The organism is Oceanobacter sp. 4_MG-2023 (assembly GCF_030689165.1).
Lineage (GTDB): Bacteria > Pseudomonadota > Gammaproteobacteria > Pseudomonadales > Oceanobacteraceae > Oceanobacter.
In genome coordinates this window covers 296237-319925 of sequence record NZ_JAUYVV010000002.1, presented here as the reverse complement: position 1 = coordinate 319925, position 23689 = coordinate 296237, and the positions used below count along the sequence as shown (strand labels likewise).

General features: G+C 53.3%; 25 protein-coding genes. 10 read left to right on the top strand and 15 right to left on the bottom strand.

From position 1 onward, the window contains the following. Nucleotides 1-233: 233 nt before the first annotated feature. Nucleotides 234-374: a hypothetical protein gene (locus tag Q8W24_RS03135; RefSeq protein WP_305474364.1), complete on the bottom strand. Its 141-nt coding sequence runs from the start codon at nt 372-374 to the stop codon at nt 234-236. Nucleotides 375-497: 123 nt separating this feature from the next. On the opposite strand from Q8W24_RS03135, the gene Q8W24_RS03130 reads away from it, so the two are divergent. Then, complete coding sequence (locus Q8W24_RS03130) at nt 498-824, top strand: rhodanese-like domain-containing protein (protein WP_303431511.1); 327 nt, start codon at nt 498-500, stop codon at nt 822-824. 121 nt (nt 825-945) lie between these two features. Here Q8W24_RS03130 and dusA read toward each other — a convergent pair whose 3' ends face one another. From dusA to Q8W24_RS03105, 5 genes are all read right to left on the bottom strand, one after another. After that, the gene (dusA, locus tag Q8W24_RS03125) at nt 946-1929 is read right to left on the bottom strand and encodes a tRNA dihydrouridine(20/20a) synthase DusA (RefSeq protein ID WP_305474363.1); all 984 of its coding nucleotides are present in this window, start codon (nt 1927-1929) and stop codon (nt 946-948) included. Continuing rightward, nucleotides 1926-2558: a high frequency lysogenization protein HflD gene (gene hflD, locus Q8W24_RS03120; protein WP_305474362.1), complete on the bottom strand. Its 633-nt coding sequence runs from the start codon at nt 2556-2558 to the stop codon at nt 1926-1928. Before hflD ends, dusA begins: the two co-directional genes overlap by 4 nt. After that, nucleotides 2551-3708 (bottom strand): tRNA 2-thiouridine(34) synthase MnmA, encoded by a 1158-nt coding sequence (gene mnmA / locus Q8W24_RS03115; RefSeq protein WP_305474360.1) that lies wholly within the window; start codon nt 3706-3708, stop codon nt 2551-2553. Before mnmA ends, hflD begins: the two co-directional genes overlap by 8 nt. Nucleotide 3709: 1 nt before the next feature. Then, nucleotides 3710-4159, bottom strand: coding sequence for an NUDIX hydrolase (locus tag Q8W24_RS03110; protein ID WP_303431515.1), 450 nt, complete (start codon nt 4157-4159; stop codon nt 3710-3712). Nucleotides 4160-4302: 143 nt separating this feature from the next. Then, nucleotides 4303-4938: a pseudouridine synthase gene (locus tag Q8W24_RS03105; protein WP_303431516.1), complete on the bottom strand. Its 636-nt coding sequence runs from the start codon at nt 4936-4938 to the stop codon at nt 4303-4305. Nucleotides 4939-5192: 254 nt separating this feature from the next. Between Q8W24_RS03105 and Q8W24_RS03100 the strand changes: the two genes are divergently transcribed. Then, a complete protein-coding gene (locus Q8W24_RS03100) occupies nt 5193-7427 on the top strand; it encodes an NADP-dependent isocitrate dehydrogenase (RefSeq protein ID WP_305413356.1) in 2235 nt (744 codons plus the stop codon). A 162-nt stretch (nt 7428-7589) separates the two neighbouring features. Here Q8W24_RS03100 and Q8W24_RS03095 read toward each other — a convergent pair whose 3' ends face one another. Next, complete coding sequence (locus Q8W24_RS03095; protein ID WP_303431518.1) at nt 7590-7901, bottom strand: cold shock domain-containing protein; 312 nt, start codon at nt 7899-7901, stop codon at nt 7590-7592. Nucleotides 7902-8091: 190 nt separating this feature from the next. On the opposite strand from Q8W24_RS03095, the gene clpS reads away from it, so the two are divergent. After that, nucleotides 8092-8418 carry an ATP-dependent Clp protease adapter ClpS gene (clpS, locus tag Q8W24_RS03090; RefSeq protein ID WP_370693297.1) on the top strand — a complete coding sequence of 109 codons (327 nt, stop codon included), beginning with the start codon at nt 8092-8094 and terminating at the stop codon, nt 8416-8418. A gap of 12 nt (nt 8419-8430) precedes the next feature. Then, entirely contained in the window at nt 8431-10695 is a 2265-nt protein-coding gene (clpA, locus tag Q8W24_RS03085) for an ATP-dependent Clp protease ATP-binding subunit ClpA (RefSeq protein ID WP_303431520.1), read from the top strand. A 76-nt stretch (nt 10696-10771) separates the two neighbouring features. Here the strand turns inward: clpA and infA are convergent, their stop codons facing one another. The 3 genes from infA to aat form a co-directional block, all read right to left on the bottom strand. Continuing rightward, nucleotides 10772-10990, bottom strand: coding sequence for a translation initiation factor IF-1 (gene infA, locus Q8W24_RS03080; protein ID WP_028292799.1), 219 nt, complete (start codon nt 10988-10990; stop codon nt 10772-10774). A gap of 66 nt (nt 10991-11056) precedes the next feature. Continuing rightward, nucleotides 11057-11758, bottom strand: a complete 702-nt coding sequence (locus Q8W24_RS03075; protein WP_305413351.1) for an arginyltransferase — start codon at nt 11756-11758, stop codon at nt 11057-11059. Next, on the bottom strand, nt 11755-12498 hold the full coding sequence (aat, locus tag Q8W24_RS03070) for a leucyl/phenylalanyl-tRNA--protein transferase (RefSeq protein ID WP_305413349.1): 744 nt from the start codon (nt 12496-12498) through the stop codon (nt 11755-11757). Before aat ends, Q8W24_RS03075 begins: the two co-directional genes overlap by 4 nt. A 50-nt stretch (nt 12499-12548) precedes the next feature. On the opposite strand from aat, the gene Q8W24_RS03065 reads away from it, so the two are divergent. The 6 genes from Q8W24_RS03065 (at nt 12549) to cysG (ending at nt 20905) form a co-directional block, all read left to right on the top strand. Continuing rightward, nucleotides 12549-15500 carry a DNA translocase FtsK gene (locus Q8W24_RS03065; protein ID WP_305474358.1) on the top strand — a complete coding sequence of 984 codons (2952 nt, stop codon included), beginning with the start codon at nt 12549-12551 and terminating at the stop codon, nt 15498-15500. 61 nt (nt 15501-15561) lie between these two features. Continuing rightward, nucleotides 15562-16221, top strand: a complete 660-nt coding sequence (gene lolA / locus Q8W24_RS03060) for an outer membrane lipoprotein chaperone LolA (RefSeq protein WP_303431530.1) — start codon at nt 15562-15564, stop codon at nt 16219-16221. A 62-nt stretch (nt 16222-16283) separates the two neighbouring features. After that, the gene (locus Q8W24_RS03055) at nt 16284-17576 is read left to right on the top strand and encodes a replication-associated recombination protein A (protein ID WP_370693296.1); all 1293 of its coding nucleotides are present in this window, start codon (nt 16284-16286) and stop codon (nt 17574-17576) included. 21 nt (nt 17577-17597) lie between these two features. After that, nucleotides 17598-17984 carry a fluoride efflux transporter CrcB gene (gene crcB, locus Q8W24_RS03050; protein ID WP_303431533.1) on the top strand — a complete coding sequence of 129 codons (387 nt, stop codon included), beginning with the start codon at nt 17598-17600 and terminating at the stop codon, nt 17982-17984. Between the two features lie 264 nt (nt 17985-18248). Further along, complete coding sequence (gene serS, locus Q8W24_RS03045; RefSeq protein ID WP_303431534.1) at nt 18249-19532, top strand: serine--tRNA ligase; 1284 nt, start codon at nt 18249-18251, stop codon at nt 19530-19532. Beyond that, a complete protein-coding gene (cysG, locus tag Q8W24_RS03040; RefSeq protein WP_303431535.1) occupies nt 19529-20905 on the top strand; it encodes a siroheme synthase CysG in 1377 nt (458 codons plus the stop codon). Before serS ends, cysG begins: the two co-directional genes overlap by 4 nt. Nucleotides 20906-21007: 102 nt before the next feature. Here cysG and Q8W24_RS03035 read toward each other — a convergent pair whose 3' ends face one another. From Q8W24_RS03035 to tusD, 5 genes are read right to left on the bottom strand one after another with little or no spacing between them, the layout of a single operon-like run. Then, nucleotides 21008-22021 (bottom strand): glycosyl transferase family protein, encoded by a 1014-nt coding sequence (locus tag Q8W24_RS03035; protein WP_303431536.1) that lies wholly within the window; start codon nt 22019-22021, stop codon nt 21008-21010. Next, nucleotides 22018-22335 carry a TusE/DsrC/DsvC family sulfur relay protein gene (locus Q8W24_RS03030; RefSeq protein WP_305474355.1) on the bottom strand — a complete coding sequence of 106 codons (318 nt, stop codon included), beginning with the start codon at nt 22333-22335 and terminating at the stop codon, nt 22018-22020. The genes Q8W24_RS03035 and Q8W24_RS03030 overlap by 4 nt, the downstream gene beginning before the upstream one ends. A gap of 9 nt (nt 22336-22344) precedes the next feature. After that, entirely contained in the window at nt 22345-22638 is a 294-nt protein-coding gene (locus Q8W24_RS03025; RefSeq protein ID WP_305474353.1) for a DsrH/TusB family sulfur relay protein, read from the bottom strand. Between the two features lies 1 nt (nt 22639). Further along, on the bottom strand, nt 22640-22996 hold the full coding sequence (locus Q8W24_RS03020) for a DsrE family protein (RefSeq protein ID WP_303431539.1): 357 nt from the start codon (nt 22994-22996) through the stop codon (nt 22640-22642). Next, nucleotides 22996-23385 carry a sulfurtransferase complex subunit TusD gene (gene tusD, locus Q8W24_RS03015; RefSeq protein ID WP_303431540.1) on the bottom strand — a complete coding sequence of 130 codons (390 nt, stop codon included), beginning with the start codon at nt 23383-23385 and terminating at the stop codon, nt 22996-22998. Before tusD ends, Q8W24_RS03020 begins: the two co-directional genes overlap by 1 nt. Nucleotides 23386-23689 lie beyond the last annotated feature (304 nt).

Genomic DNA, 23689 nt, shown 5'->3' with positions numbered 1-23689 from the left:
GATGCGCCTGAAGTCGAGAATTGGGTTTGGTCATGTCGATTCCTGTTCAGTCTGGATGGGGCCAGGCTCTGTCAATGAACCTTGGTTCGGTTGTTAAACACCGGATAACCAATGCGAACATTGCGATGTCTGCTGTTACTGATGTGGTTGTTTTTCCGGTCTGCTTTGCCTCATCCGTGGGCCGTTGGGCATCCTGTCAGCGCCCCAGTCTATCATAGTTGAGCACTCTATAATTAGGGTTTGCCGCGACAGCTTGCCTGATAACGGCTTTCTGCCGGTGAATCAATCGCCATTGACTGCATGGATTTCAGCGTGGTCTCTGCCAGATGACTGCCAGGAATCACCGTGTGCGATGTCGCCTGATGGTGTTGCATAAACGCTATTTGTGACTGGGTTGAAGGTATTAGAGGGTATTAAATGCCTGTCAATCTTTATTTTTTCTGGCTTTGTCGTTATGGTCGAAAGCCAAATATGACCTGTTCGGGACAGAAATTATCATGGAAAAACTCTGGTTGGCGGTGCTGTTGGTATTAGGATCAACATTGACGATGGCGGACACCATTTTTGTGGATGTGCGTACTGATGAAGAATATCAGCAGGATCATCTCACCGGTGCTGCCCATATTCCTTTTCAGCAAATAGCCGAAAAAATAGGCCAGTTGCAGCTGCAGAAAGATGATCAGGTCGTGCTGTACTGTCGTTCCGGGCGTCGCGCCAGTATTGCTGCCGATACCCTGGATGGTATGGGATTTACTAATATCAAGAATATCAAGACATTGAGCAGTGCCCGGGCATACCGGAGCGAATTGCTTGACAAGCCTTGAGTCGATGGCTGGCAGCTGCATGTAGTCTTTTACAATGAATTCACCTTCGACTGCCAAGCGACCTGCCAAGCCACCGACGAATGCTGCACTGCAGCTGTTGGTGGCTTTTGTGGTTGCCTGTTTATGTCTGCTCGACAAAGGCGAGAGCTTGCTCCATGACTTCCGGTCCAGAGCCTTTTTTGTAGGCATTTTCACTAAGATGTCGGCGATATAAACGAGCACCTTTCTGGGCATTGAACAGCCCCAGTGTGTGGCGGCTGATATGGCTTAATGTGGCGCCGAGGCTGAGTTGCTCTTCAATATACGGGTAGAGGCTGCGAATAATGTCCGCTTTTGACATCGGGCCGATGCTGTCGGGTGTTGTGTCGAAATACAAGCGGTCAACGTCCAGCAAAATGCCAGGGTTCTGGTAAGCCTCCCGGCCAATCATGACACCATCGATATGTTGCAGGCTCTGTAACGACTCATCGTGGGTTTTCAAACCGCCGTTTAACAGAATATCCAGATGCGGAAATTCCTGCTTCAGGCGATAAACATAGTCGTATTTCAGTGGCGGCACTTCGCGGTTTTCCTTGGGGGAAAGCCCCTGCAAAACCGCTTTGCGGGCGTGCACAATAAACACCTCACAGCCTGCTTCGGCGACGGTGGCGACAAAGTCGCGCATATGGTCATAGCTGTCCTGATCGTCGATACCGATTCGGTGTTTGACTGTGACCGGAATGGAGCAGTGGTCTTGCATGGCCTTGACGCAGTCGGCGACCAGTTGCGGATGACCCATCAGGCAAGCGCCAATCATGTTGTTCTGTACCCGGTCGCTGGGGCAGCCGACATTCAGGTTCACTTCATCGTAACCCCAGTCTTCAGCAAAACGAGCGCATTGGGCCAGCTCGTCCGGATTGCTGCCGCCCAATTGCAAGGCAATCGGGTGCTCGATGTCGTTGTACTGTAAAAAGCGTTCACGGTTGCCATGAATCAGGGCGCCGGTAGTAACCATCTCGGTGTACAACAGTGCTTGTCTGGACAGGTGGCGCCAGAAATAACGGCAATGACGATCGGACCAGTCCATCATCGGGGCGGTGCTGAAGCGGCGATTCAGTGTCCTCATTCGCTGTTGCCCGGTCGTGATAATTGCGCCAGGGCGTTGAGGTATTGTTTACGGCGCAGTAGCAGATGCCAGCGGCGTCCGCCTACCTGGCGCCAAAGGATGGCTGCCCGGATACCAGATAACAGCAGCGCCCGTACCTTGTTGGCGGTGTGTTCGTTTTGCAGGTGCATCGGGTCACCGGTGACATGAATGCGGAAGCTGAGGTTGCTGAGGGTTTGCTTGTAGAGCTCGGCCAGAGCGGAAATGGTGTTTTCGTGGCTGATGGAAAAGTGATCCACCTGGCGAGATGCTTGCTGGATGCCGTTGCCGAGCGCTGAGATCATATCGTGGTTGCGGCGCAGTTTGCTTTCCAGATGCAATATGGCGACGGTGTAGCGGGTGATATCGGGGCTGAGGCTGTCTCCCTTGCCGGATGCCAGCGTTTGCAGGGTGTTGATGCCGAGGTGCAGGCTGTGGCTGGGGTCGCCGTAGATGTCATCAAATGACTCCGGATTCTGTTCAAACAGACTGGCCAGGAGTGGCGTAGCATCGCTGATGGAGGTATCTCCGGTACGAGCCAGCTGCTCTACCAGAGTGGCGGCCTGAACGACGGCGGCAATGGCAATGGCTTGCTGACGGCGGTCAGTCATATTGGTTCCCTGCTGTGACGGATGAGTCATTAGTGGATGGTTGATTGCTGGTGGTTTCAATAACGCCGCCGCCGAGGCAAACGTCATCCAGATAAAAAACCACCGATTGCCCCGGTGTGATGGCGCGTTGTGGCTGTTCGAAAATCACCCGGTAGCCCGTCTGACCATCGACGGTGTCTTGTCGTTCAATCACGCAGTGCTGGTCACTCTGGCGATAACGGACTTTGGCGGTGCAGTGTAAGGGCAACTTGGCCGGTTCCTGATTTACCCAGAAAATAGCACCGGTGGTGAGAGTGTCGGTAAACAGCAGCGGGTGGTTTTTACCCTGTACGGCAATCAGAACGTTATGTTCCAGGTCTTTGCCGGCGACAAACCAGGGTTGGTCCGGATGGTTGGCCAGCCCGCCAATACCCAGTCCCTGGCGTTGACCCAGGGTGTGGTACATCAACCCCTGGTGCTCACCAATGTCTTCGCCTTCCGGGGTTTTGATACGGCCGGGTTGGGCTGGCAGGTATTGTTTGAGAAAATCACGAAAACGCCGTTCACCGATAAAGCAGATGCCGGTCGAGTCTTTTTTGTTGGCGGTGACCAGTCCGTTGGCTTCGGCAATCTTGCGGACTTCAGGTTTCTCCAGCTCGCCAACGGGAAATAATGTCTGGGCGATTTCTTCACCGCCGACCGCGTGCAGAAAATAGCTCTGGTCTTTGTTGGGATCGAGCCCCTTGAGCAGCTCGGTCTGGCCGGATGAAGTGTCGCGTCGGCGAACATAATGCCCGGTGGCGATCAGGTCAGCCCCCAGCACTTTGGCGTATTCCAGAAAGGCTTTGAACTTGATTTCGCGGTTGCAGAGGATGTCTGGATTCGGGGTGCGGCCAGCCTTGTATTCCGCGAGGAAGTATTCGAAGACATTGTCCCAGTATTCGGCGGCAAAGTTGGCCTGGTGCAAGGGAATGTCCAGCGCATCGCAGACTTGTTGGGCATCAGCGAGATCGTCTTTGGCGGTGCAGTATTCGGTGCCGTCGTCTTCGTCCCAGTTTTTCATAAACAGGCCTTCGACCTGATACCCCTGTTGCTGTAACAGCCAGGCGGAAACGGACGAGTCAACACCGCCGGACATGCCAACGATGACTTTGGTGTTCTGGTTTGGCATCTTACGGGTGCTCAACGATTGCGTTTAACGGGAATTGTTTGCCACTGAGGTAGTCTTCGACGCAGCTCAGAACCATGGCACTACGGAGATTGGGGCAGTGGCGTAATTCTTCAATGGTCATCCAGCGGGGGCCAATGATGCCATCGTCAAGCGGGCTGTCTGGCAAAAAGCGGTCGGCTTTGGCACTGAAGCAGTAGCGATGGTAGGTCACGCCATTGGCCGGAGCTGTGTAGGTGTAAAGGCCAATCAGTGCGGTCGGGGTGACTTGCCAGCCGCTTTCTTCAAGGGTTTCCCGGATGGCGGCATCGATAATGGTTTCATGCTGTTCAATATGCCCGGCGGGCTGGTTGATCACGGTTTTTCCGGCGCTGATTTCTTCAACCATCAGAAAACGTTGATCTTGCTCAACAATGGTGGCAACGGTAGCGTGGGGTGTCCAGCGATTAGGCATGATGGCTCCAGATAACAACGAGAGAGAATAATAAACGATAGTGACAGCAAAACCCAAAAATGACGTTGAGCTGACCAATGAAGGGAGGGAAGTAGCTGTTTTTCCAATATTGTCCGGGAAAAACAGTTATTCCTGGTTGATCGTTATCGGCGGCGTGTTCCTGCGGATTTTCCCGCCCTGGAAGTCCGGCCAGAAGCGGTACGGCGATTATTTTTGGGCCGTTCAGGGGGTTGTGGCATATGCACGGTTTCAACCCGGAACTCTCCGGGCGCCAGGTTGTTCAGAGTCCAGTTACCGATGGCGGTTCGGACCAGTCGCAAGGTTGGGTGGCCAATGTGGGCTGTCATGCGTCGCACCTGGCGGTTGCGGCCTTCCTTGATGCGTATTTCGAGCCAGCTGGTGACGTCGTTGGCGCGCTGGCGAATGGGCGGATGCCTTGGCCAGAGCCGGGGTTCGGCAATCCTGGCCACTTGGGCAGGGCGTGTCGGGCCGTCTTTCAATGTGACGCCCTGGCGTAGTTGTTCGAGTGCTTTTTGATCAGGAATACCTTCAACCTGGACCCAATAAGTCTTCTCCATTTTTTGTGCCGGATGAGCAATTCTGGCCTGGAGTTGACCGTTGTCAGTAAGCAAAAGCAGGCCTTCGGAGTCATAATCCAAACGGCCCGCGGGGTAGACTTTTGGGATGTCGACTAAAGTAGCTAGGGTTTTTCGTCCTTCAGTATCGGTAAACTGGGAGAGGACGTTAAAAGGTTTGTTGACAAGGATAAGCAGGGCCATATGAGCTCATTGTTCTGTAGGAAAACTACTTAACTAAATAGTCTAGCTTGCATTTTTTGTAGAAAAACTACAAATTATGCGCCGTTTTCACGATCGAAATGCTACCGGAGTAGGTGGTGTTTCAGCGAGTCCAGGCAATCCCTTGACTTGTTTTATCATTTGTCTGCGGGTTTCTACCTCAGCATAACTACCACAAGTGGTTATCAGGAAATCCGAGCGCTATAGCAATTTCAGCTCACACAACAGGAGTAAGAATGTCTATTAATAATCCTACGATCATCTACACCGACACTGACGAGGCTCCGGCTCTCGCGACCTATTCCTTACTCCCAATCGTTAAAGCCTTTGCAGGGCAGACTGGTATCAATGTAGAGACTCGGGATATTTCTCTCGCAGCTCGTATTATTTGTCAGTTTCCAGAATACCTGACCGAAGAGCAACGCCAGGCGGATGAATTGGCCTTTTTGGGTAAGTTGGCGAAACAACCAGAAGCCAACATCATCAAGCTGCCGAACATCAGTGCTTCGATCCCTCAATTGGAAGCTACCGTTAAGGAACTGCAATCCAAAGGTTACAAGCTGCCTGACTATCCGGCTAACCCGGTGACTGATGAAGAAAAAGACATCCGTAGCCGTTACGACCGCGTCAAAGGCAGTGCAGTTAACCCGGTGCTGCGTGAAGGTAACTCTGACCGTCGTGCTCCAGAATCTGTCAAGGCTTATGCTCGTGCCAACCCACACTCCATGGGTGAGTGGAGCAAAGAATCCAAATCCAATGTTGCTTTCATGGAAGACGGTGATTTTTACGGCAGTGAAAAATCCGTTACCTTGCCGGCTGCTACCGACGTTCGTATTGAGCTGGTGAATGAAGCGGGCGAAACCGTTGTCTTGAAAGAAAAGCTGTCGTTGTTGGCTGATGAAGTCATCGACGGGTCCAGTATGAGCGTTGCCAAGCTGCGTGAATTCTACGAGCAAGCAGCCGAAAAGGCGAAAGCAGAGGATGTACTGCTGTCCTTGCACCTGAAAGCCACCATGATGAAGGTATCTGACCCGATCATGTTTGGCCACGCGGTAGAAGTGTATTACAAAGACGTATTTGCCAAATACGCTGACACCTTCGAAAAACTGGGTGTGGATGTGAAAAATGGTCTGGGCGATGTGTATGCCAAGATCAAATCCCTGCCAGATGCAGAGCGTGAAGCGATTGAAGCGGATATCGCTGCTGTTTATGAATCCCGTGCTGACCTGGCTATGGTGAACTCGGACAAGGGCATCACCAACCTGCACGTACCAAACGATGTGATCGTGGATGCATCCATGCCGGCGATGATCCGTTCTTCCGGTAAAATGTGGGGCGCTGATGGCAAACTGCATGATTCCCTGGCCATGATTCCAGACCGTTGTTATGCCGGTGTCTATCAGGAAGCGATTGATTTCTGTCGTGAAAACGGTGCTTTTGATCCGCGCACCATGGGTACCGTACCGAATGTGGGGCTGATGGCCCAGAAAGCAGAAGAATACGGTTCACACGATAAAACCTTTGAAATCCCTGCTGCTGGTACCGTACGCGTCACTGATGCCGCGGGTACTGTGTTGATGGAACATGCGGTTGAGTCTGGTGATATCTGGCGTATGTGTCAGGCCAAGGATGCACCGATTCAGGATTGGGTGAAGCTGGCGGTTAGCCGTGCTCGCGCTACTGGCTGGCCAACCATCTTCTGGCTGGATCCTGAGCGTGCCCACGATGCTGAGCTGATCAAGAAGGTAAATGCCTACCTGCCGCAGCACGACACCGAGGGTTTGGATATTCGTATCATGACTCCAGTGGAAGCGACTCACTTCTCGCTGGAACGCATGAAGAAAGGTGAAAACACCATTTCTGTTACCGGTAATGTTCTGCGTGATTACCTGACTGACCTGTTCCCGATTCTGGAACTGGGTACGTCTGCCAAAATGTTGTCCATTGTGCCGCTGATGAGCGGTGGTGGCTTGTTTGAAACCGGTGCTGGTGGTTCCGCACCAAAGCACGTTGAGCAGCTGATCAACGAGAACTATCTGCGCTGGGATTCGCTGGGCGAATTTATGGCACTGGCAGCCTCTCTGGAGCATCTGTCTGAATTTGCTGATCTGCCTAAAGCCAATGTATTGGCCAAGGCGCTGGATTCTGCAACCGGTAAATTCCTGGTTGAAAACAAGTCGCCTGCTCGTAAGGTTGGCGGTCTGGATAACCGTGGTAGTCATTTCTACCTGGCCATGTACTGGGCTGAGGCGTTATCCACTCAGGATGAAGACGCTGAGCTGAAAGAAATCTTTGCCCCGGTTTACGCCGCCATGGCTGAAAACGAAGACAAAATTGTTGCTGAGTTGGCGGCAGTTCAGGGCAAACCGGTAGATCTTGGTGGTTACTACAAGGTCGACAAAGAGCTGGTTAAAACCATTATGCGTCCTAGTGCAACACTGAACGAAATAGTGGATGGTCTGGCCAAGTAATTGATCAGAGCATAAAAAAACCGCCGAAAGGCGGTTTTTTTATGTCTGGTTGCTGCGTTTTGAAATTATTCTGTCCTGAAATGGAACACTCAGTTTGCTAAATATTACAAATTGAAGATGGTCCTCTTTGCCTGTATGTCTCTGTTTTGATGCCAGGCCGTCTCAGGCTGACACCGGCATCTCGTTGCTGCAGACCGCTGTGGCAACCGATTCAGAGATTGTGCCTGGAGTGGTGTCTGGCGTTGTGGTGGCAGCTTGAGATGCTGTGGCATCCAGAGTGCGAATATTGATGGCGTGAGTGCCTTTATCGCTTGGTTTGGTGTCGAATTGTACGGCCTGACCGGCCTTGAGCGTGCGATAACCATCCATCACGATGGTGGAGTAGTGGGCGAACAACTCCTCGTTGTCTTCATCGGTGAGGATAAATCCATAGCCCTTGGCGTTGTTGAACCATTTGACAGTTCCGGTCTTCATCGCAATACCTCCTTGTTTTGTTGTCAGTATGTTGCTGTGACAATTATTACGACGCGGGCCAATACAGTACTGGTGGTCGTGTCGGGCGTCAAGCCGCTAGAGCATCCTTGCTTGCACAGGTATCATGAAATCAAATTCCAAGATCATCAGTGCTATGTACCTTACTTCCAAAACTCAACTAGAATCAAACATGAGCAACCAGCCAGGGGATGAGCGTGAAGGCGGTGTAGCGGTTGAAAATACCAAACCTGCCCTCAAGAAACCTTCTATGTACAGTGTGATTATGATGAACGACGATTACACGCCCATGGAATTTGTGGTCGAAGTGCTGCAACGGTTTTTTAACAGAAGTCCGGAGCAGGCCACACAAATCATGTTGACAGTTCATACCAAAGGCAGTGCAGTATGTGCCATCTACACTCGGGATGTTGCTGAAACTAAAGCTGAGTTGGTGAATCAATACGCTAGAGATTGCCAGCATCCATTGCTGTGCGAGGTAGCACCAGCTGACGATTAGGGGGACTATTCAATGCTGAACAAAGAGTTAGAGCTTACTCTGAATGAGGCTTTTAAAGATGCTCGCTCAAAACGGCATGAGTTTATGACCGTAGAGCATTTGTTGTTGGCATTGCTCGACAATGATGCTGCGTCAGCCGTATTGGGAGCCTGTGGTGCTGATGTGCCACGGATTCGCAAGGAGTTGACGGATTTTGTGGACGCGACAACACCACTGATTCCAGACACGGATGACGAGCGTGAGACCCAGCCAACCCTGGGCTTCCAACGAGTACTGCAGCGTGCTGTATTTCATGTGCAATCGTCTGGCAAGGCGGAAGTGACCGGTGCCAACGTACTGGTTGCCATCTTCAGCGAGCAGGAAAGCCAGGCCGTTTATTTTCTCAAACAACAGAATATTGCCCGTATTGACGTGGTGAATTACATTTCCCATGGCATTTCCAAAGTGTCGGGCCAGGAAGATGAATCCGGTACTACCGGTACGTCGGGTGTCACCGATGAAGATGGCGAACCAACAGCCAGTAATGCATTGGAAGGCTACGCCACCAATCTCAACAAGGTTGCCCGGGATGGCAAGATTGATCCACTGATCGGCCGTGATCAGGAAGTCAGTCGCCTGATCCAGATCCTGTCGCGTCGACGCAAGAACAACCCATTGCTGGTAGGGGATTCCGGTGTCGGTAAAACGGCGATTGTAGAAGGTCTGGCGAAGCGGATTGTTGACGGCGAAGTGCCGGATGTGATCGCCAATGCCGTTGTATACAGTCTGGATATGGGCGCATTGTTGGCCGGTACCAAGTATCGGGGTGACTTCGAGAAACGTCTCAAGGCTTTGTTGGCCGAGCTGAAGCGCCAGCCTCATGGCATTTTGTTTATCGATGAAATTCACACGATCATCGGTGCAGGAGCGGCTTCTGGTGGTGTTATGGATGCCAGTAACCTGCTGAAACCGATGTTGAGTTCTGGTGAAATTCGCTGTGTTGGCTCAACCACCTTTACTGAATTCCGTGGAATCTTTGAAAAAGACAGTGCATTAACCCGTCGTTTCCAGAAAATCGACGTGGCGGCACCGTCTGTTGATGATACCTACAAGATTCTTAAGGGGCTGAAGTCCAAGTTTGAAGATCATCACAACGTCAAATACACCGACAAGGCACTGCGTGCTGCGGCAGAGCTGTCAGACCGCTATATTACCGATCGTAATATGCCGGACAAGGCCATCGATGTTATCGACGAGGTGGGAGCGTTACAGCAATTGATGCCCGTCAGTCGGCGCAAGAAACAGATCAATGTGGCCGAAATTGAGCAGGTGATTGCCGCGATTGCCCGTATTCCGCCAAAAACCGTCTCTGCCGATGACAAAGAGTTGCTGTTCAAGCTGGAAGACAAGCTGGAAATGGTGGTGTTCGGGCAAAATGAAGCCATTCAGACTCTGTCGACGGCCATCAAGATGTCTCGTGCCGGACTCAGTGCACCACAAAAACCCATTGGTTCATTCCTGTTTGCTGGCCCTACGGGGGTTGGTAAAACGGAAGTGTCGCGCCAGTTGGCCAATGTCATGGGGATGGAACTGATTCGTTTTGATATGTCGGAGTACATGGAGCGTCATACCGTGTCCCGCTTGATTGGTGCACCTCCTGGCTATGTGGGTTACGACCAGGGTGGCTTGTTGACCGAAACCGTTAATAAAACGCCGCATTGTGTGTTGTTGCTGGATGAGATCGAAAAGGCACATCCGGAAGTCTTCAACATTCTGTTGCAGGTTATGGATCACGGTACGCTGACGGATAACAACGGTCGCAAGACCGATTTCCGCAACGTGATTCTGATCATGACTACCAATGCCGGTGCCGAGCGGATGAGTCGAGCCAGTATCGGCTTTACACATCAGGACCATACGGTTGACGGTGCTGAGGAATTGAAAAAATTCTTTACTCCGGAATTCCGCAACCGCCTGGATGCTACGGTACAGTTTGCAGCCCTGGGTCGAGATACCATTCTGAATGTCGTCGACAAGTTCCTGGTTGAGTTGCAGGGACAACTGGACGACAAACGTGTGATGCTGCATATCGATGACGATGCCCGTCAATGGTTGGCTGAGCATGGCTATGACGAAAAAATGGGTGCTCGCCCGATGGCTCGTCTGGTGCAGGAAAAGGTCAAAAAACCGCTGGCAGAGAAAATTCTGTTTGGGGAGTTGGCACGTGGGGGGGATGTGATGGTTCAGGTTGAGGACGGCGAACTGGTCGTTGTGGTACCTGAAGAGGTTTCTGCCTGAAAAGGCAGTAACCAGACTGTGAGTTGGTAGTCTGTGGCCCCACCTGTCAGGTAGGGGTCACAGATATCACAGCCGGTTAGCGGGCGCGATAGGTAATTCGGCCTTTACTGAGGTCGTAGGGAGTCAGCTCAACCTTGACCTTGTCACCAGTCAGAATGCGGATATAGTTCTTGCGCATCTTTCCAGAGATATGAGCCGTAACCACGTGACCATTTTCAAGTTTTACGCGGAACATGGTATTAGGCAGAGTGTCTATCACCTCACCTTCCATTTCTATATGATCGTCTTTCGCCATTCATCACCTGTTTAGAGAATATACAGAGCGGGCGCATTCTGCCCTAATTCCTGCCAATAATCAAAGTTATCCGGGCGAATAACTGCACCAATTGCCATTAACAAACTGTTCCAATGGTTGAAAGTCCGTTTTGTATTCCATTTTGGAGCAACCGGGCACCCAATAACCAAGGTAATGGTGAGGTTGTTGCAAGGCCGCTGTCAGGCGCGTGAGCTGCAAAATCATAAAGGTTCCTGGTGACTCCCGTGTGAGTGCCGGATCGTAAAAACAATAAACCGACGATAAGCCATCCATCAGCACATCAAATACCAGGCATGCCCTGAATTGTCCCTGCTCAGTCGCTACCAAAAAACGATGATTGTCAAAACCCTGGATCAGGAAATCCTGAAACTGCTCTTCCGACGGTGGATACATGCTGCCATCAGCGTGGCGTTGATGGATGTAGTGGGCGTAATCCGCATACCAGCGCATGGATGGCTTTTCGACATGGAGTTGCCAGTGTTGGAGGCGTTTTAACACCTTGCGAAAGCGGCGCTTGGGGGTGAAACGGTCAACAGGAATACGCAACGAGGTGCAGGCATTACAGGTTGGGCAATCGGGCCGATAAAGGCTGCGGCCGCTGCGCCGAAAACCGTTGAGGTTCAGCTGGCTGAGCAGGAAGTCGTCCATCGGTGTGTTGGGGTCAACATACAGACTGACGGATTCCTGTTGAGGCAAATAGCCACAAGAGTGAGTGGTCTGTGGCTTGAGTAGCATGACGCGGGTCATCGTGGCACCTCCGATGGCATGGCGGAGCTGGTGGCGGCTGAATGGTCAAGCCAGGTTGGCAGCAATGGTCGGGTAGGTTGGTGGCTGGTTGCTTGAAGCAGATGGTTTTCGAATGATCGACGATCCAGGTTGACGATACCGAATCGGGCCAGGTGCTCGGTATGCATTTGGCAATCGATTATTTTTATACCGTTATCAAATAGCTGGGGTGCGGCACAGGCAAACGCCAGCTTGGCGGTGTTGGACTGACGGGAAAACATCGACTCACCAAAAAAAGCCTGGCCAATGCGAATGCCATAGAAACCACCCACCAGCTCACCCTGGTCGTTCCAGCATTCAACACTGAGAGCAAACCCGGCACTGGCCAGGCGATGGTACTCATCGATCATCTCTGGTTGAATCCAGGTGCCGGATTGCTCAGCATGGACTTCCGCGCAGGCAGTCATAACCTGTTTGAATGCCAGGTTGCTGGTAAAACTCAGTGGGCTGCGTTTCAGCTCTTTGCGGATAGTGCGTGATATGCGGAAAGTGTCTGGCAAAATCACTGCTCGGGGAGAGGGTGTCCACCAGAGACGAGGTTCATCCTCTCCGTGCCAGGGAAAGATGCCTCGGGTGTAGGCGTAGTACAGCCAGGGTGGGGTTATATTTCCACCTGCTGCCAGTAGTCCATCCGGGTATTTGAGCGCGTTTGTTGTATCCGGAAATTGCGGATCAGCGCATTCATCCAACCAATCAATCATGTTTTAGCCGTGGTAAACTCAGGTCTTTGTTGATGTCACAGGATATTGAATTGTCTAAGGATACACCGGAAATGGCCGATGCCGTTGATGTCAATTCCGGAGCGCAGGTTACCGCGGGCTGGAGTCGACGCCAGGACGCCCTGTTTTTGTCGTTGACACTGATCTGCTTGCTGCTGTTGATGGCCTTGTCGAGCTATTCTCCTGCCGATCAGGGCTGGTCTGCCAGCGGTTCCGGGCCTGCACATAACGCGGTGGGCAGAGTAGGGGCTGTAGTGGCGGATATCCTGCTGCACGGTTTTGGTTATCTGGCCTATGGCTTACCGGCTTTCCTGCTGGTGAAGCTCGGCTTGTTGTTCCGTCAACCTCACCGGGCCAGTGGGCTTACCTGGTTGTTACGAGGTGTGGGCATGTTGCTGACCCTGTCGGCCTTGTGTGCTCTGGCACATTTGAGTATCTGGCCGGGCCAGTCCTTGCCAGTCGGCTCTGGTGGCATGCTGGGTGTGGGCGTATTCAACTATCTGTCGCCGCTGTTTGGGTTTGCTGGATCGGTGGTGATCCTGATCGGGATGCTGGCGCTGGGGTTGATGCTGTTCCTGGAGTTTTCATGGTTGGCATTGTTTGACCGTATTGGTGAAATCATTTTGTCGTGGTTGCCTGGCCAGACCAGTGCTGGAAGGGCTATCAGCAATAGTGCCGAACAACCCGGTAATGAAACATCTGATATTGCCTTTGATAACTTCAGGGCTTCTGAAGCAAGCCTGGAAAATAACCAGTCAGAGTCACCTTTGTCCTGGCTGGCAACGGCTGGCAGCCAGTCCAACCCTCGTATCGAGAGCGGAATAACAGATGGCGATGATCAGTCCGACATTGTGGATGTGGCTGAATTTACTGCAGGAGCCAGTATTCGGCAGCGATCAGAACCTGTGTTGGGAGATGAATCATTGCTGGGGGTGTTCCCAGCGCCCCACGAAGATGAATTGGATGAGCCAGGGTTTTCCGTCAACCCGGAAGCGCCGACTTTGACCGTAGTACAAGAGACACAAAACAAAACAGACTTGTCTGCTGATGACGCTGATATTCCCTGGCTGACTGATGATGATCGCCTGGCCACAGAAGAAGATGCGCCCGTGCTCGACTCTGCCGCCGATGCCATACCACCTCCGGTATTATCCGAGCCATCTGACCCTCGATCTGCCAAGCCGTTGATATCTCCTGTACAAAAACCTGAAAGACAAGAGCCTGAAAGGTTGGCTGGTAGTGGTATGCCTGATGGTGGTGTGCCTGATGGTGGTGTGCCTGATGTGTCCGGGGCTGTTCCTGATGCATCGTCAGGTTCTTCGGCAGCAAAACGGCCATCTGCTCGCCCAGCCAGACAAAACCCTGGTCGCCCTGCCGCTGTTGCAGCAGAAAAAGCCATTCCGATTCAGCCACTGGAAAAGAAAGACACTGGTGTAAGCGAGCGCGCTTTGCGTGATTTGCAGGCGGGTAACGAACCTCAACCAGAGCTGTCACCGTTACCTTCGATTGCGGTGCTGGACCCGCCCCGCAAGGACCAGGCATTTGGCTTCTCGGATGAACGCTTGCAGGATATGTCCCGATTGCTGGTACAAAAGCTGGCTGATTTTGGCGTCAAGATCACAGTAACCGGAGTAGCTCCCGGCCCGGTGATTACCCGTTTTGAGATCCAGCCGGCACCTGGCGTCAAAGCCAGCAAGATTACCAACCTGGCCAAGGATCTGGCCCGCTCCATGGCGATGATCAGTGTACGGGTGGTGGAAGTCATTCCAGGCAAGTCCGTTATGGGTATTGAGGTGCCGAATGAGAATCGGGCGATTGTTGCCTTGTCTGATGTGCTGTCATCGAAAGATTTTGATGATGCATCATCGCCTCTGACACTGGCCCTGGGTCATGATATTGGCGGTAACGCGATGGTGACAGATCTGGCCAAAATGCCGCATTTGCTGGTAGCGGGTACCACAGGCTCAGGTAAATCCGTTGGTATTAATGCCATGATCCTCAGTTTGTTGTTCAAGTCGACGCCCGAAGAGCTGCGGCTGATCATGGTCGATCCGAAAATGCTCGAACTGTCGGTTTATGAAGGGATTCCGCACCTGTTGACCCCCGTAATTACCGATATGAAAGAAGCCGCTAATGGTTTGCGTTGGTCGGTGGCAGAAATGGAACGTCGTTATCAGTTGATGGCCTCGATGGGGGTTCGTAACCTGGCGAGCTACAACAAGAAAGCGCGGGAAGCGATCGAGGCTGGCGAGCCGTTGCTGGATCCGCTCTGGGATATATCCCAGTCGTACGATACCACTCCCAGAATCATGGAGCCTTTGCCATATATTGTGATTGTGATCGACGAATTTGCCGACATGATGATGATGGTAGGCAAAAAAGTCGAAGAGCTGATTGCCCGTATCGCCCAGAAAGCCCGGGCGGCAGGGATTCATATGATTCTGGCCACACAGCGGCCATCGGTCGACGTGATTACCGGCTTGATCAAGGCCAACGTGCCAACCCGAATGGCATTTCAGGTGTCGTCCCGCATCGACTCTCGTACGATTCTTGATCAGGGCGGGGCAGAGCAGCTGCTCGGGCACGGTGATATGCTGTACATGCCACCGGGTCAGGCGTTGCCGGATCGGGTGCATGGGGCCTTTGTGGATGACGACGAAGTGCATCGGGTTGTGGCGGAATGGAAACTGCGTGGTGAGCCGGACTATCTGGAAGAGATTACGCAGATGTCGGAAGAATCCTTGACGGCCGCGACGACAGGGGAAAGCGGTGACGAACAGGATGAACTGTTTGATCAGGCCGTTGCCTTTGTAACAGAGTCAGGCAAATGTTCCACCTCAGGGGTGCAGCGCAAATTGCGGATTGGCTACAACCGCGCTGCCCGTCTGGTCGAAGCCATGGAAGCCGCCGGGGTAGTGAGTCCACCAGCCCATAATGGCAGTCGGGAAGTGTTGGCTGCGGCAGCACCGGAGCGACCGTTTTAAATACAATGCTCTCCGAGCGGCACGTATGGCTTATTCGTAACATATTATGAGGATGTCTTTTTTGTATCTTGAATATTTTTTTCGCCCGCTGGTCGGGGTGTCTGTCGTACTGGCTGCGACCCTGTTCCATCCTCTGCTGGCCATGGCAGATGACGCTGCGCTGGCGTCTTTTGTTGAGCGCTTGGGTGGTACCACCACCCTGGAAGCTGATTTTGTCCAGACTATCCGCGACCAGCAAGGGCAGGCGCTGCAACAGACAGAAGGGCGCCTGGCGATTGCCAACCCCGGCAAGTTGCGTTGGCAAACCCGGCCACCATATGAGCAGCTGGTCGTGTCTGATGGTGAACTGGTCTGGATTTTTGATCAGGACCTGGATCAGGTCACCATTCGTAATCTGGAACTGCGAGTGCAGGACATGCCCGCCTTGTTATTGGGTGGGCGACAGGAGGATGTGGCCAGTAATTTTGAGGTGAGCCAGTTTCAGAAAAATGGCCAGCGTGTTTTTCATCTGATTCCCCACGATAAAAGCCAGCTGTTTGAATTTCTGGATTTCGCTTATCAGGGGGATCAACTGATGTCGATGACGATTGCGGATGCCACCGGGCAAGTGACCGATATCCAGCTCAGTGATATTGCCCGTAATCAAACCCTGGATCCGATGGCTTTTGTGTTTGATGTGCCGGACGGGGTTGATGTAATTGATGCCCGAACCCATTTCTGATGGGGCAGGATTCAGACGATCTGTTCGGCCAGCCCGAGGGTTATGAACCGCTGGCATCCCGCATGCGCCCTACCAGTCTGCAAGAATATATTGGCCAGACCCATGTTGTGGGGCCAGGTGCTCCCTTGCGCCGCTCTCTGGATGCCGGGCAGTTGCACTCACTGATTTTCTGGGGGCCGCCGGGGGTGGGCAAAACCACCCTGGCGCGGCTGGTGGCCCAGTATGTCGATGCCCGCTTTATTTCTTTAAGTGCGGTGATGTCGGGGGTCAAGGATATTCGTGCGGCAGTGGAACAGGCCAGTATGTATCGTGCCCGGGGTCTGAAGACCGTTTTGTTTATCGATGAGGTGCATCGGTTTAACAAATCGCAGCAAGATGCGTTTTTGCCCCATGTCGAAGACGGCACCTTGTTGTTTATCGGCGCGACCACTGAAAATCCATCGTTTGAGTTGAATAACGCCTTGCTGTCCCGAGCCCAGGTCTACGTGCTGCGGAGCCTGGGTCAGGACGATATCCTGACGGTTTTACAACAGGCAGAGCAACGCTTGCTGGCTGCCGGAGAGTTGCCTGGTGAGGCCGAACCTGAAGCGCTGGCGCGTATCGCTCTGGTGGCGGACGGTGATGCTCGTCGGGCACTGAATAATTATGAATTTGCTCTGCAGCTGGCGGCCGGTCAGGTGCTGACTACCGAGGTGGTCGAGGCATTGTTGACGCAGCCTGGTCGTCGTTTTGACAAAGGTGGCGAAGCCTTTTATGACCAGATTTCTGCGATGCACAAATCGATGCGTGGCTCCGACCCGGATGCCGCGCTGTACTGGTTGGTGCGTATGCTGGACGGCGGTTGTGATCCTCTGTATCTGGCCCGGCGTATTGTGCGTATGGCCAGCGAAGATGTGGGTAATGCAGATCCGCGGGCGCTGGGGTTGTGTCTGAGTGCCTGGGATACTCAGGAGCGACTGGGCAGCCCGGAGGGAGAGCTGGCGCTGGCCCAGGCGGTGGTGTACCTGGCCTGTGCTCCCAAAAGCAATGCAGTGTACAAAGCGTATAACGAAGTTCGGGCACTGGTTGCTTCCCAGCCGGGATATGAAGTGCCGATACACTTGCGGAATGCACCTACCCAATTAATGAAAGAGCTCGATTATGGCGCCGAATATCGTTACGCCCATGATGAGCCGGGGGCATTTGCGGCCGGTGAAAACTATTTTCCGGTAGAATTAAAGGATGCTCGTTTCTATCATCCGGTAGCGCGGGGGCTGGAGAGCAAGATCAGTCAGAAGCTGGAACACTTGCAAGCACTGAATCGTCAGTCGCCGACTCCGCGGTATCCTTATCATGAGTCGGATCAGACTGACTAAGCAACCCGAAGGAAAATGATTATGGCGCTGTTGTGGATCGGACTGGGTGGTGCTTTTGGGGCACTATTCCGCTACTGGGTGGCCAGTTCCGTATTCCGTTGGATGGGTAAGGCGTTCCCGTATGGCACGCTGTCAGTGAACCTGATAGGCTCCTTTGTCATTGGTATGGCCTTTGTCTTTCTGGTTCAGCAGCAGTGGGGCGCAGAGCACCACAAGCAACTGGCCATGGTCGGGTTTTTGGGTGCCTTCACCACATTTTCAACGTTTTCGCTTGAAAGTGTGTCGTTGTTGCAGCAGCAGCGCTATAGCGCTGCGGCGGCTTACATAGGCATCTCTGTTATTGGCTGTTTGCTGGCAACCGGTAGTGGCATGGCATTAGCCAGTACCTTGTTGAAAAACCAGGGCTGAGACCTGAGGGCTGCTTGCAAGCGCCTTTATGATGGCAATGTATGGGCCATACCAGTAGTCAATATCACAATTCACTACCAAGGGTGCATCAGGCGGGCCTGTTCTCGAACCGGCGTGGCATGAGTTGACAATGGCAAAATGGCAAGGATCACCTCACGCATGCTGATCAGGCATGGTGAACGTTGTTTGCCGTAAACATTGACAACATCAAAGCTGTACCCCGAATTCACTTTATACGCTTCTTATTATCCGGACTTTATTCTCATGCTCGACATCAAGTTTATTCGCGACAACCTGGAATCTGTAACGGCAGCACTGGCTATTAAAGGCGTTCAATTTGACGCGGCCAGCTTTTCATCCATGGACGAGCGTCGAAAATCCGCACTGACTCGCGCCCAATCCTTGCAGGCTGAGAAGAAAAAAGCATCCCGGGAAATTGGTATCTTGATCAAGCAGGGTGTATCCCCGGACGAAGCCAAAAAGCAGGTAATGGGCGGCATCGATTCCGATATTTCGCTGGCTGAAACCGAAGCCAAGGAAGCCGAACAGGCATTGCATCAGTGGCTGATGGCGATTCCCAACGTGCCGCATGCCGATGTGCCAGCAGGCAAGGATGAAGAAGACAACGTCGAGGTCATGACTTGGGGCCAGCCGGTCAAGCTGGATTTTGCTGCCCGCGATCATGTGGATCTGGGTGAACCGCTGGGCATGAACTTTGAAGCCGGTACCGCTCTTGCCGGCTCCCGTTTTGTGGCCATGAGTGGCAAGATCGCTCGCCTGCACCGGGCGTTGGCGCAGTTTATGATTGATACCCACGCCGATGAGCATGGATATGAAGAAACCTATGTACCGTATCTGGTGAACAAGAGTGCCCTTGAGGGGACTGGCCAGCTGCCGAAGTTTGCCGAGGATCTGTTCCGCATCCCGGATGCTCAGGGGGATAAGGACTTCTATCTGATTCCGACCGCCGAAGTACCCGTGACCAACCTGTTGCGCGACACTGTTTTTGACGGTGAATTACCCCTCAAGAAAGTAGCGCATACGCCGTGTTTCCGCAGTGAGGCCGGCAGCTATGGCCGGGATACCCGCGGTATGATCCGTCAGCATCAGTTCGACAAGGTGGAATTGGTGCAGTTTGTTCAGGCCGGACAATCTGAGGCTGCCCTGGAAGAGCTTACTGGTCACGCCGAAGCGATTCTGCAGAAACTGGCATTGCCGTACCGCAAAGTTATTTTGTGTGGTGGTGATCTCGGTTTTTCTGCAGCCAAAACCTACGACCTGGAAGTCTGGCTGCCAGGGCAGGACAAGTACCGGGAAATATCTTCTTGCAGTAATTTTATGGATTATCAGGCGCGTCGTATGCAAGCGCGCTGGCGTAACCCGGAAACCGGCAAGCCGGAACTGCTGCATACCCTGAATGGTTCCGGTCTGGCTGTGGGGCGGGCATTGGTGGCGGTTCTGGAAAATTACCAACAAGCCGATGGCAGCGTGGTAGTGCCAGAGGTGTTGCGTTCTTATATGGGTGGTCTTGAGGTATTGAAGCCATGATGACACTGCCGCTGGTACTGAAGGGAGATATACGGCCATTTTATGTGGTTGGTGGCGGAGCGGTCGCTGGTCGCAAGGTTCACACTCTGGTTCAGGCTGGGGCGGCAGTGACGGTTATTACGCCATCGGCAGGGGTGGATATCGCCCGCCTGGCACAGCAAGGTTCGATTCAGCTGGAAGCGCGTGAAGCCACGGAGCAAGAGGTGTTTGTTGCCGGTGCTTTTGTCGTGCTGGCAACGGATAACCATTCACTGAATGCAACGCTGGCGGTAACGGCACGTCAGCAGGGTTGTTTTGTTTGTCGGGTGGATTGCCAGGACGATAACGACTTTATCTTCCCGGCGGTGATTGATCGGTCACCGCTGTTGGTGGCGATTTCCAGTCGTGGTGCCTCTCCTGCCTTGACGCGTCATATGCGCCAGCGTCTGGACGCTTTTTTGCCGCAAGAATACCGTCAGTTGGGTGAGATGCTCGAACGGATGCGTGATCAGGTCAAGGAACGTCTGGCTGCGCCGTTGCGAGCCGCTTTCTGGCGTCAGGTGATGCGTAGTAATGTGCCTGAGCTGGTGTTGGCCCGACAACCGGAGCGGGCGCAGTTGCTGGCGAACCAGCTGCTCGCTGGCCAGACTGTGACGATGGGGGAAGTGTATCTGGTGGGTGCTGGGCCAGGAGACCCTGACTTGCTGACATTTCGGGCTTTACGGCTGATTCAGTCGGCGGATGTGGTTTTTTATGATCGACTGGTTGGGCCAGGTGTCATGGCATTGATCGCCAGTGACGCCGAACGGGTGTACGTTGGCAAGGCCAAAAGCAATCATGCCGTACCACAGGAAGAAATCAGCCAGCGTTTGGCAGATGAAGCGCGTAAGGGGCGGCGGGTTTTGCGTCTGAAAGGCGGCGATCCGTTTATTTTTGGTCGTGGTGGCGAGGAAATCGAGCTGCTGGCGCAATACGGCGTGCCATTTCAGGTGGTGCCGGGTATTACCGCTGCCAGTGGTTGCGCAGCGTATGCCGGTATTCCGCTGACGCACCGGGATCATGCCCAGAGTGTTCGCTTTGTGACCGGGCATTTGCGTGATGGTAGCTGCAATCTGCCTTGGTCTGAGCTGATTCATCCGCATCAGACATTGGTGGTTTATATGGGACTGAGTGGTATTGCCGAGATCTGTCGTCAGCTGGTTAAACATGGCATGGCAGCGTCAACCCCGATTGCACTGGTTGAAAAAGGTACTTTGCCCGATCAAAAGGTGCATGTGAGTACATTGGCGGATATGCCGGATTTTATTGCAGCAAATGAAGTGCATGCGCCAACATTGACGATCATTGGTAGTGTTGTTGGTTTGCACGGCAAACTGGCCTGGCGCAGCGAATAAATCGCTGCATCAGACCGCTTGCTGGTGTGGCTGCATGTGACAGTGAGGCTCTGGCCTGGCTGATTCTGCCCCAGCTATCCAGTTATAAGGATGATACCTGCCTTACTTGCTGAGACGGCCAGTGTCCCGTGCCTGCCAGGCCGCCTGGCATTCTGCGGTAATCGCCTCCAGCTGCTCCGGCTGTTTGCGGATCGCCACCAGCGCCAGTGCTGCAGTATGAATCACGGCCTGGTGGGCGTATTCACTGTTCAGGCCACCTTGCCACATCTGCACGAGCAGGTTGCTGTCGATACCTGCGGGTTTGTCGGCAAAATGACTGTGCTGGTTGGGTATTACCAGTTCACCGGATTGGCCATTCAAATGGTAATACGCCCGGCAGCTACGTTCCGGGTTGACTTCAAACTCCCCACCTTCGCCCTTGATCACCAGCATGTCGTTGCCATTAATTGCTGCGGCACCGGCGTGAGTGACGGCGTAACTGGGGTGGAATATGCCTTGCACGCTGGCGGTGCCATGGGGGGCAATGGTTTTTAGCAGGGTATTGATGGGGGAGCGAACCCCAAGAATGGCCTTGAGTGACAGCCAGCGCTGGAATAATGGGTTGATCGCTTCGCAAGGCAGGTAGGCCAGGCTGGGGCCATGATTGATCTGGTCAGTATGCGCCAGTGTTGCCAGGTCCAGCTGTTCAAATACTTCGTGCAGATATACCCGGCCTTCGGTATGGGCGGTACTGCCGTGGAACAGGATACGGTAGCCCATCTGCTCCAGCAGCAGTGCTGATAGCAGACACCAGAATGGCTGGCGGCGTTTGCCTGCGTAACTGGGCCAGACCAGATCGTAGGCAGGGGAATCTGCAGTGGATGCTGGCCACTGGTCGTTGATGGCTGCCGCGAACCCCGCCAGTTCTTCCGCTGTTTCTTCCTTGACCCGTAGCAGCATTAGAATGGCACCGAGCTGTTCTGGCTCAAAGCGCCCGGCAATCAATTCACCCATGGTAAAGCGGGCTTCATCGAAGGTCATGCTGCGGCTGGCATTTTTGCCGCGGGCCAGAATACGGACAAGGTCAGCCAGAGGGTGTTTGTTTGTGTGGCTGATGGTTGTTGGGGTCTGTGTCACAGGCAATTCTCCGGGCGTGGTAGCCCTGCTATTTTGGCGGCTATTTTGGCGGGACTGCCAGGAAACAGCTTGAGTAAATAAATGCTGCTGGCTTGTTCGGCACCAAGATGGGTTTTGATGTATTTGGTCAGCGGCCGCATGGCGGGGGACAGGTCAAACTCGTTATGGAATTGCCGCAATAGCTGCAGAATCTCCCAATGTGCATCGTTGAGCTGGATGTTTTCAGTCTGCGCCAGCTGGTTGGCAACCGCCGGATTCCAATCGTCCAGATTTACCAGAAAGCCGTCTTTGTCCAGTAACAGAGCGTTGCTCATGACGCGTTCCTATTTCCAGTGCACGGTGCGTGAGTGTGTCAGGGTGAGTTGCACCCAGTCATTGTCGTCCACGGCGGTAGCATTGGCCGGACTATTGACCGGACTGTCGTTATCGCTCAGGCCACGCTGGTCGTAATCCTGGTGTCGATAATAAAGGTGGATGGCTGTTGAGGCGACGAGGTCTTGTGCAAGCAAGTACACGCCGTCTCCGATTAACAGCAGGCCATCCTGCGGGCTGGCAAAGCGCAGCAGGCGTTGCAGTATTGCAGGGCTGGCCTGGTTCAGGGTGTGTAGCGTGGTCATATCAGAAACTCAGGCAGTGGTGGCTGGAGGCGATCAGGGTTTTGATGGTGTCGTCTGATGCGGCACTTGCCAGGCTGGATAGTTGCTTCGCTGCCAGACACAAGGCATCCCGATCACTGCTGGAGTAATAGATGGCATCGCATTCGTACATGGGCAAGGCAGCAATCAGCCGCGAAGGGGATTTGCCCCCGGCCTTGCGCGCCGCCTGATGATTGATCAGCCAGTATATCCCCGGGCCTGAAAACAGCAGGGTGGTGGGCTGATCAAATGCCGCCAGCGCCAAAGCCATGTCGATGGGTTCCGCATCGCTCACGGGTGCCGAGTTGATAATAATCAGATTGTATGAGGTCGATGACATCAGAACTCCAGGATGCGGTCGGATTGTGCGCAGGCGTCGGCCATTTCACCCAGGCCGGTCAGTTCAAAGCCGGGTTGGAGTGTTGCGCCGGGCAAATCGTACCGTTCACTTTCCTGCTGATCGACCAGACCGCGGCGAATACTGTTGGCGATGCACAGTTGTAATGGGAATTGCCCGGTGTTGGCGAGTTGTTGCCACTGCTCGCCGATATCCTGTTGCCCTTGCGGAGACTGAATGCGATTGCTGCCACAGAGCACAGCATCCTGATAGAAAAATACCCGATGAATCTGATGGCCCTGGGCCAGGGCGGCACGGACAAAATCCTGGGCTTGTTGGTGGCTGGCACCGAGGAAAGGGCTTGCGGTAAGCAGTAAAGAAAAACTGGCCATAAAGCAGACATTCTGGCTGATGAAGTAGCCGTTAATGGTGCGGCTTTCCCGGCGTGGACGCAATAGGAGGGAGGATTTTCAGCTGAGGGCTGGGTGAAAGACGAAAGTGAAGGGTCGTGTCGGCGGGGTTAGCGGCTCGGGTTCCGGCTACATTGGCTATAGAAAGCGTGCATGGACTGCTTAGAGTTAAAAGCAATATATAAAATAAAATATGAAAAATGCTGTGCTGGCAGGTATTTGGGGCGGACATTTTCCTTCAGCAGGGATGAAGTATAGACGACATCCTTAATATTGAGGCCATATT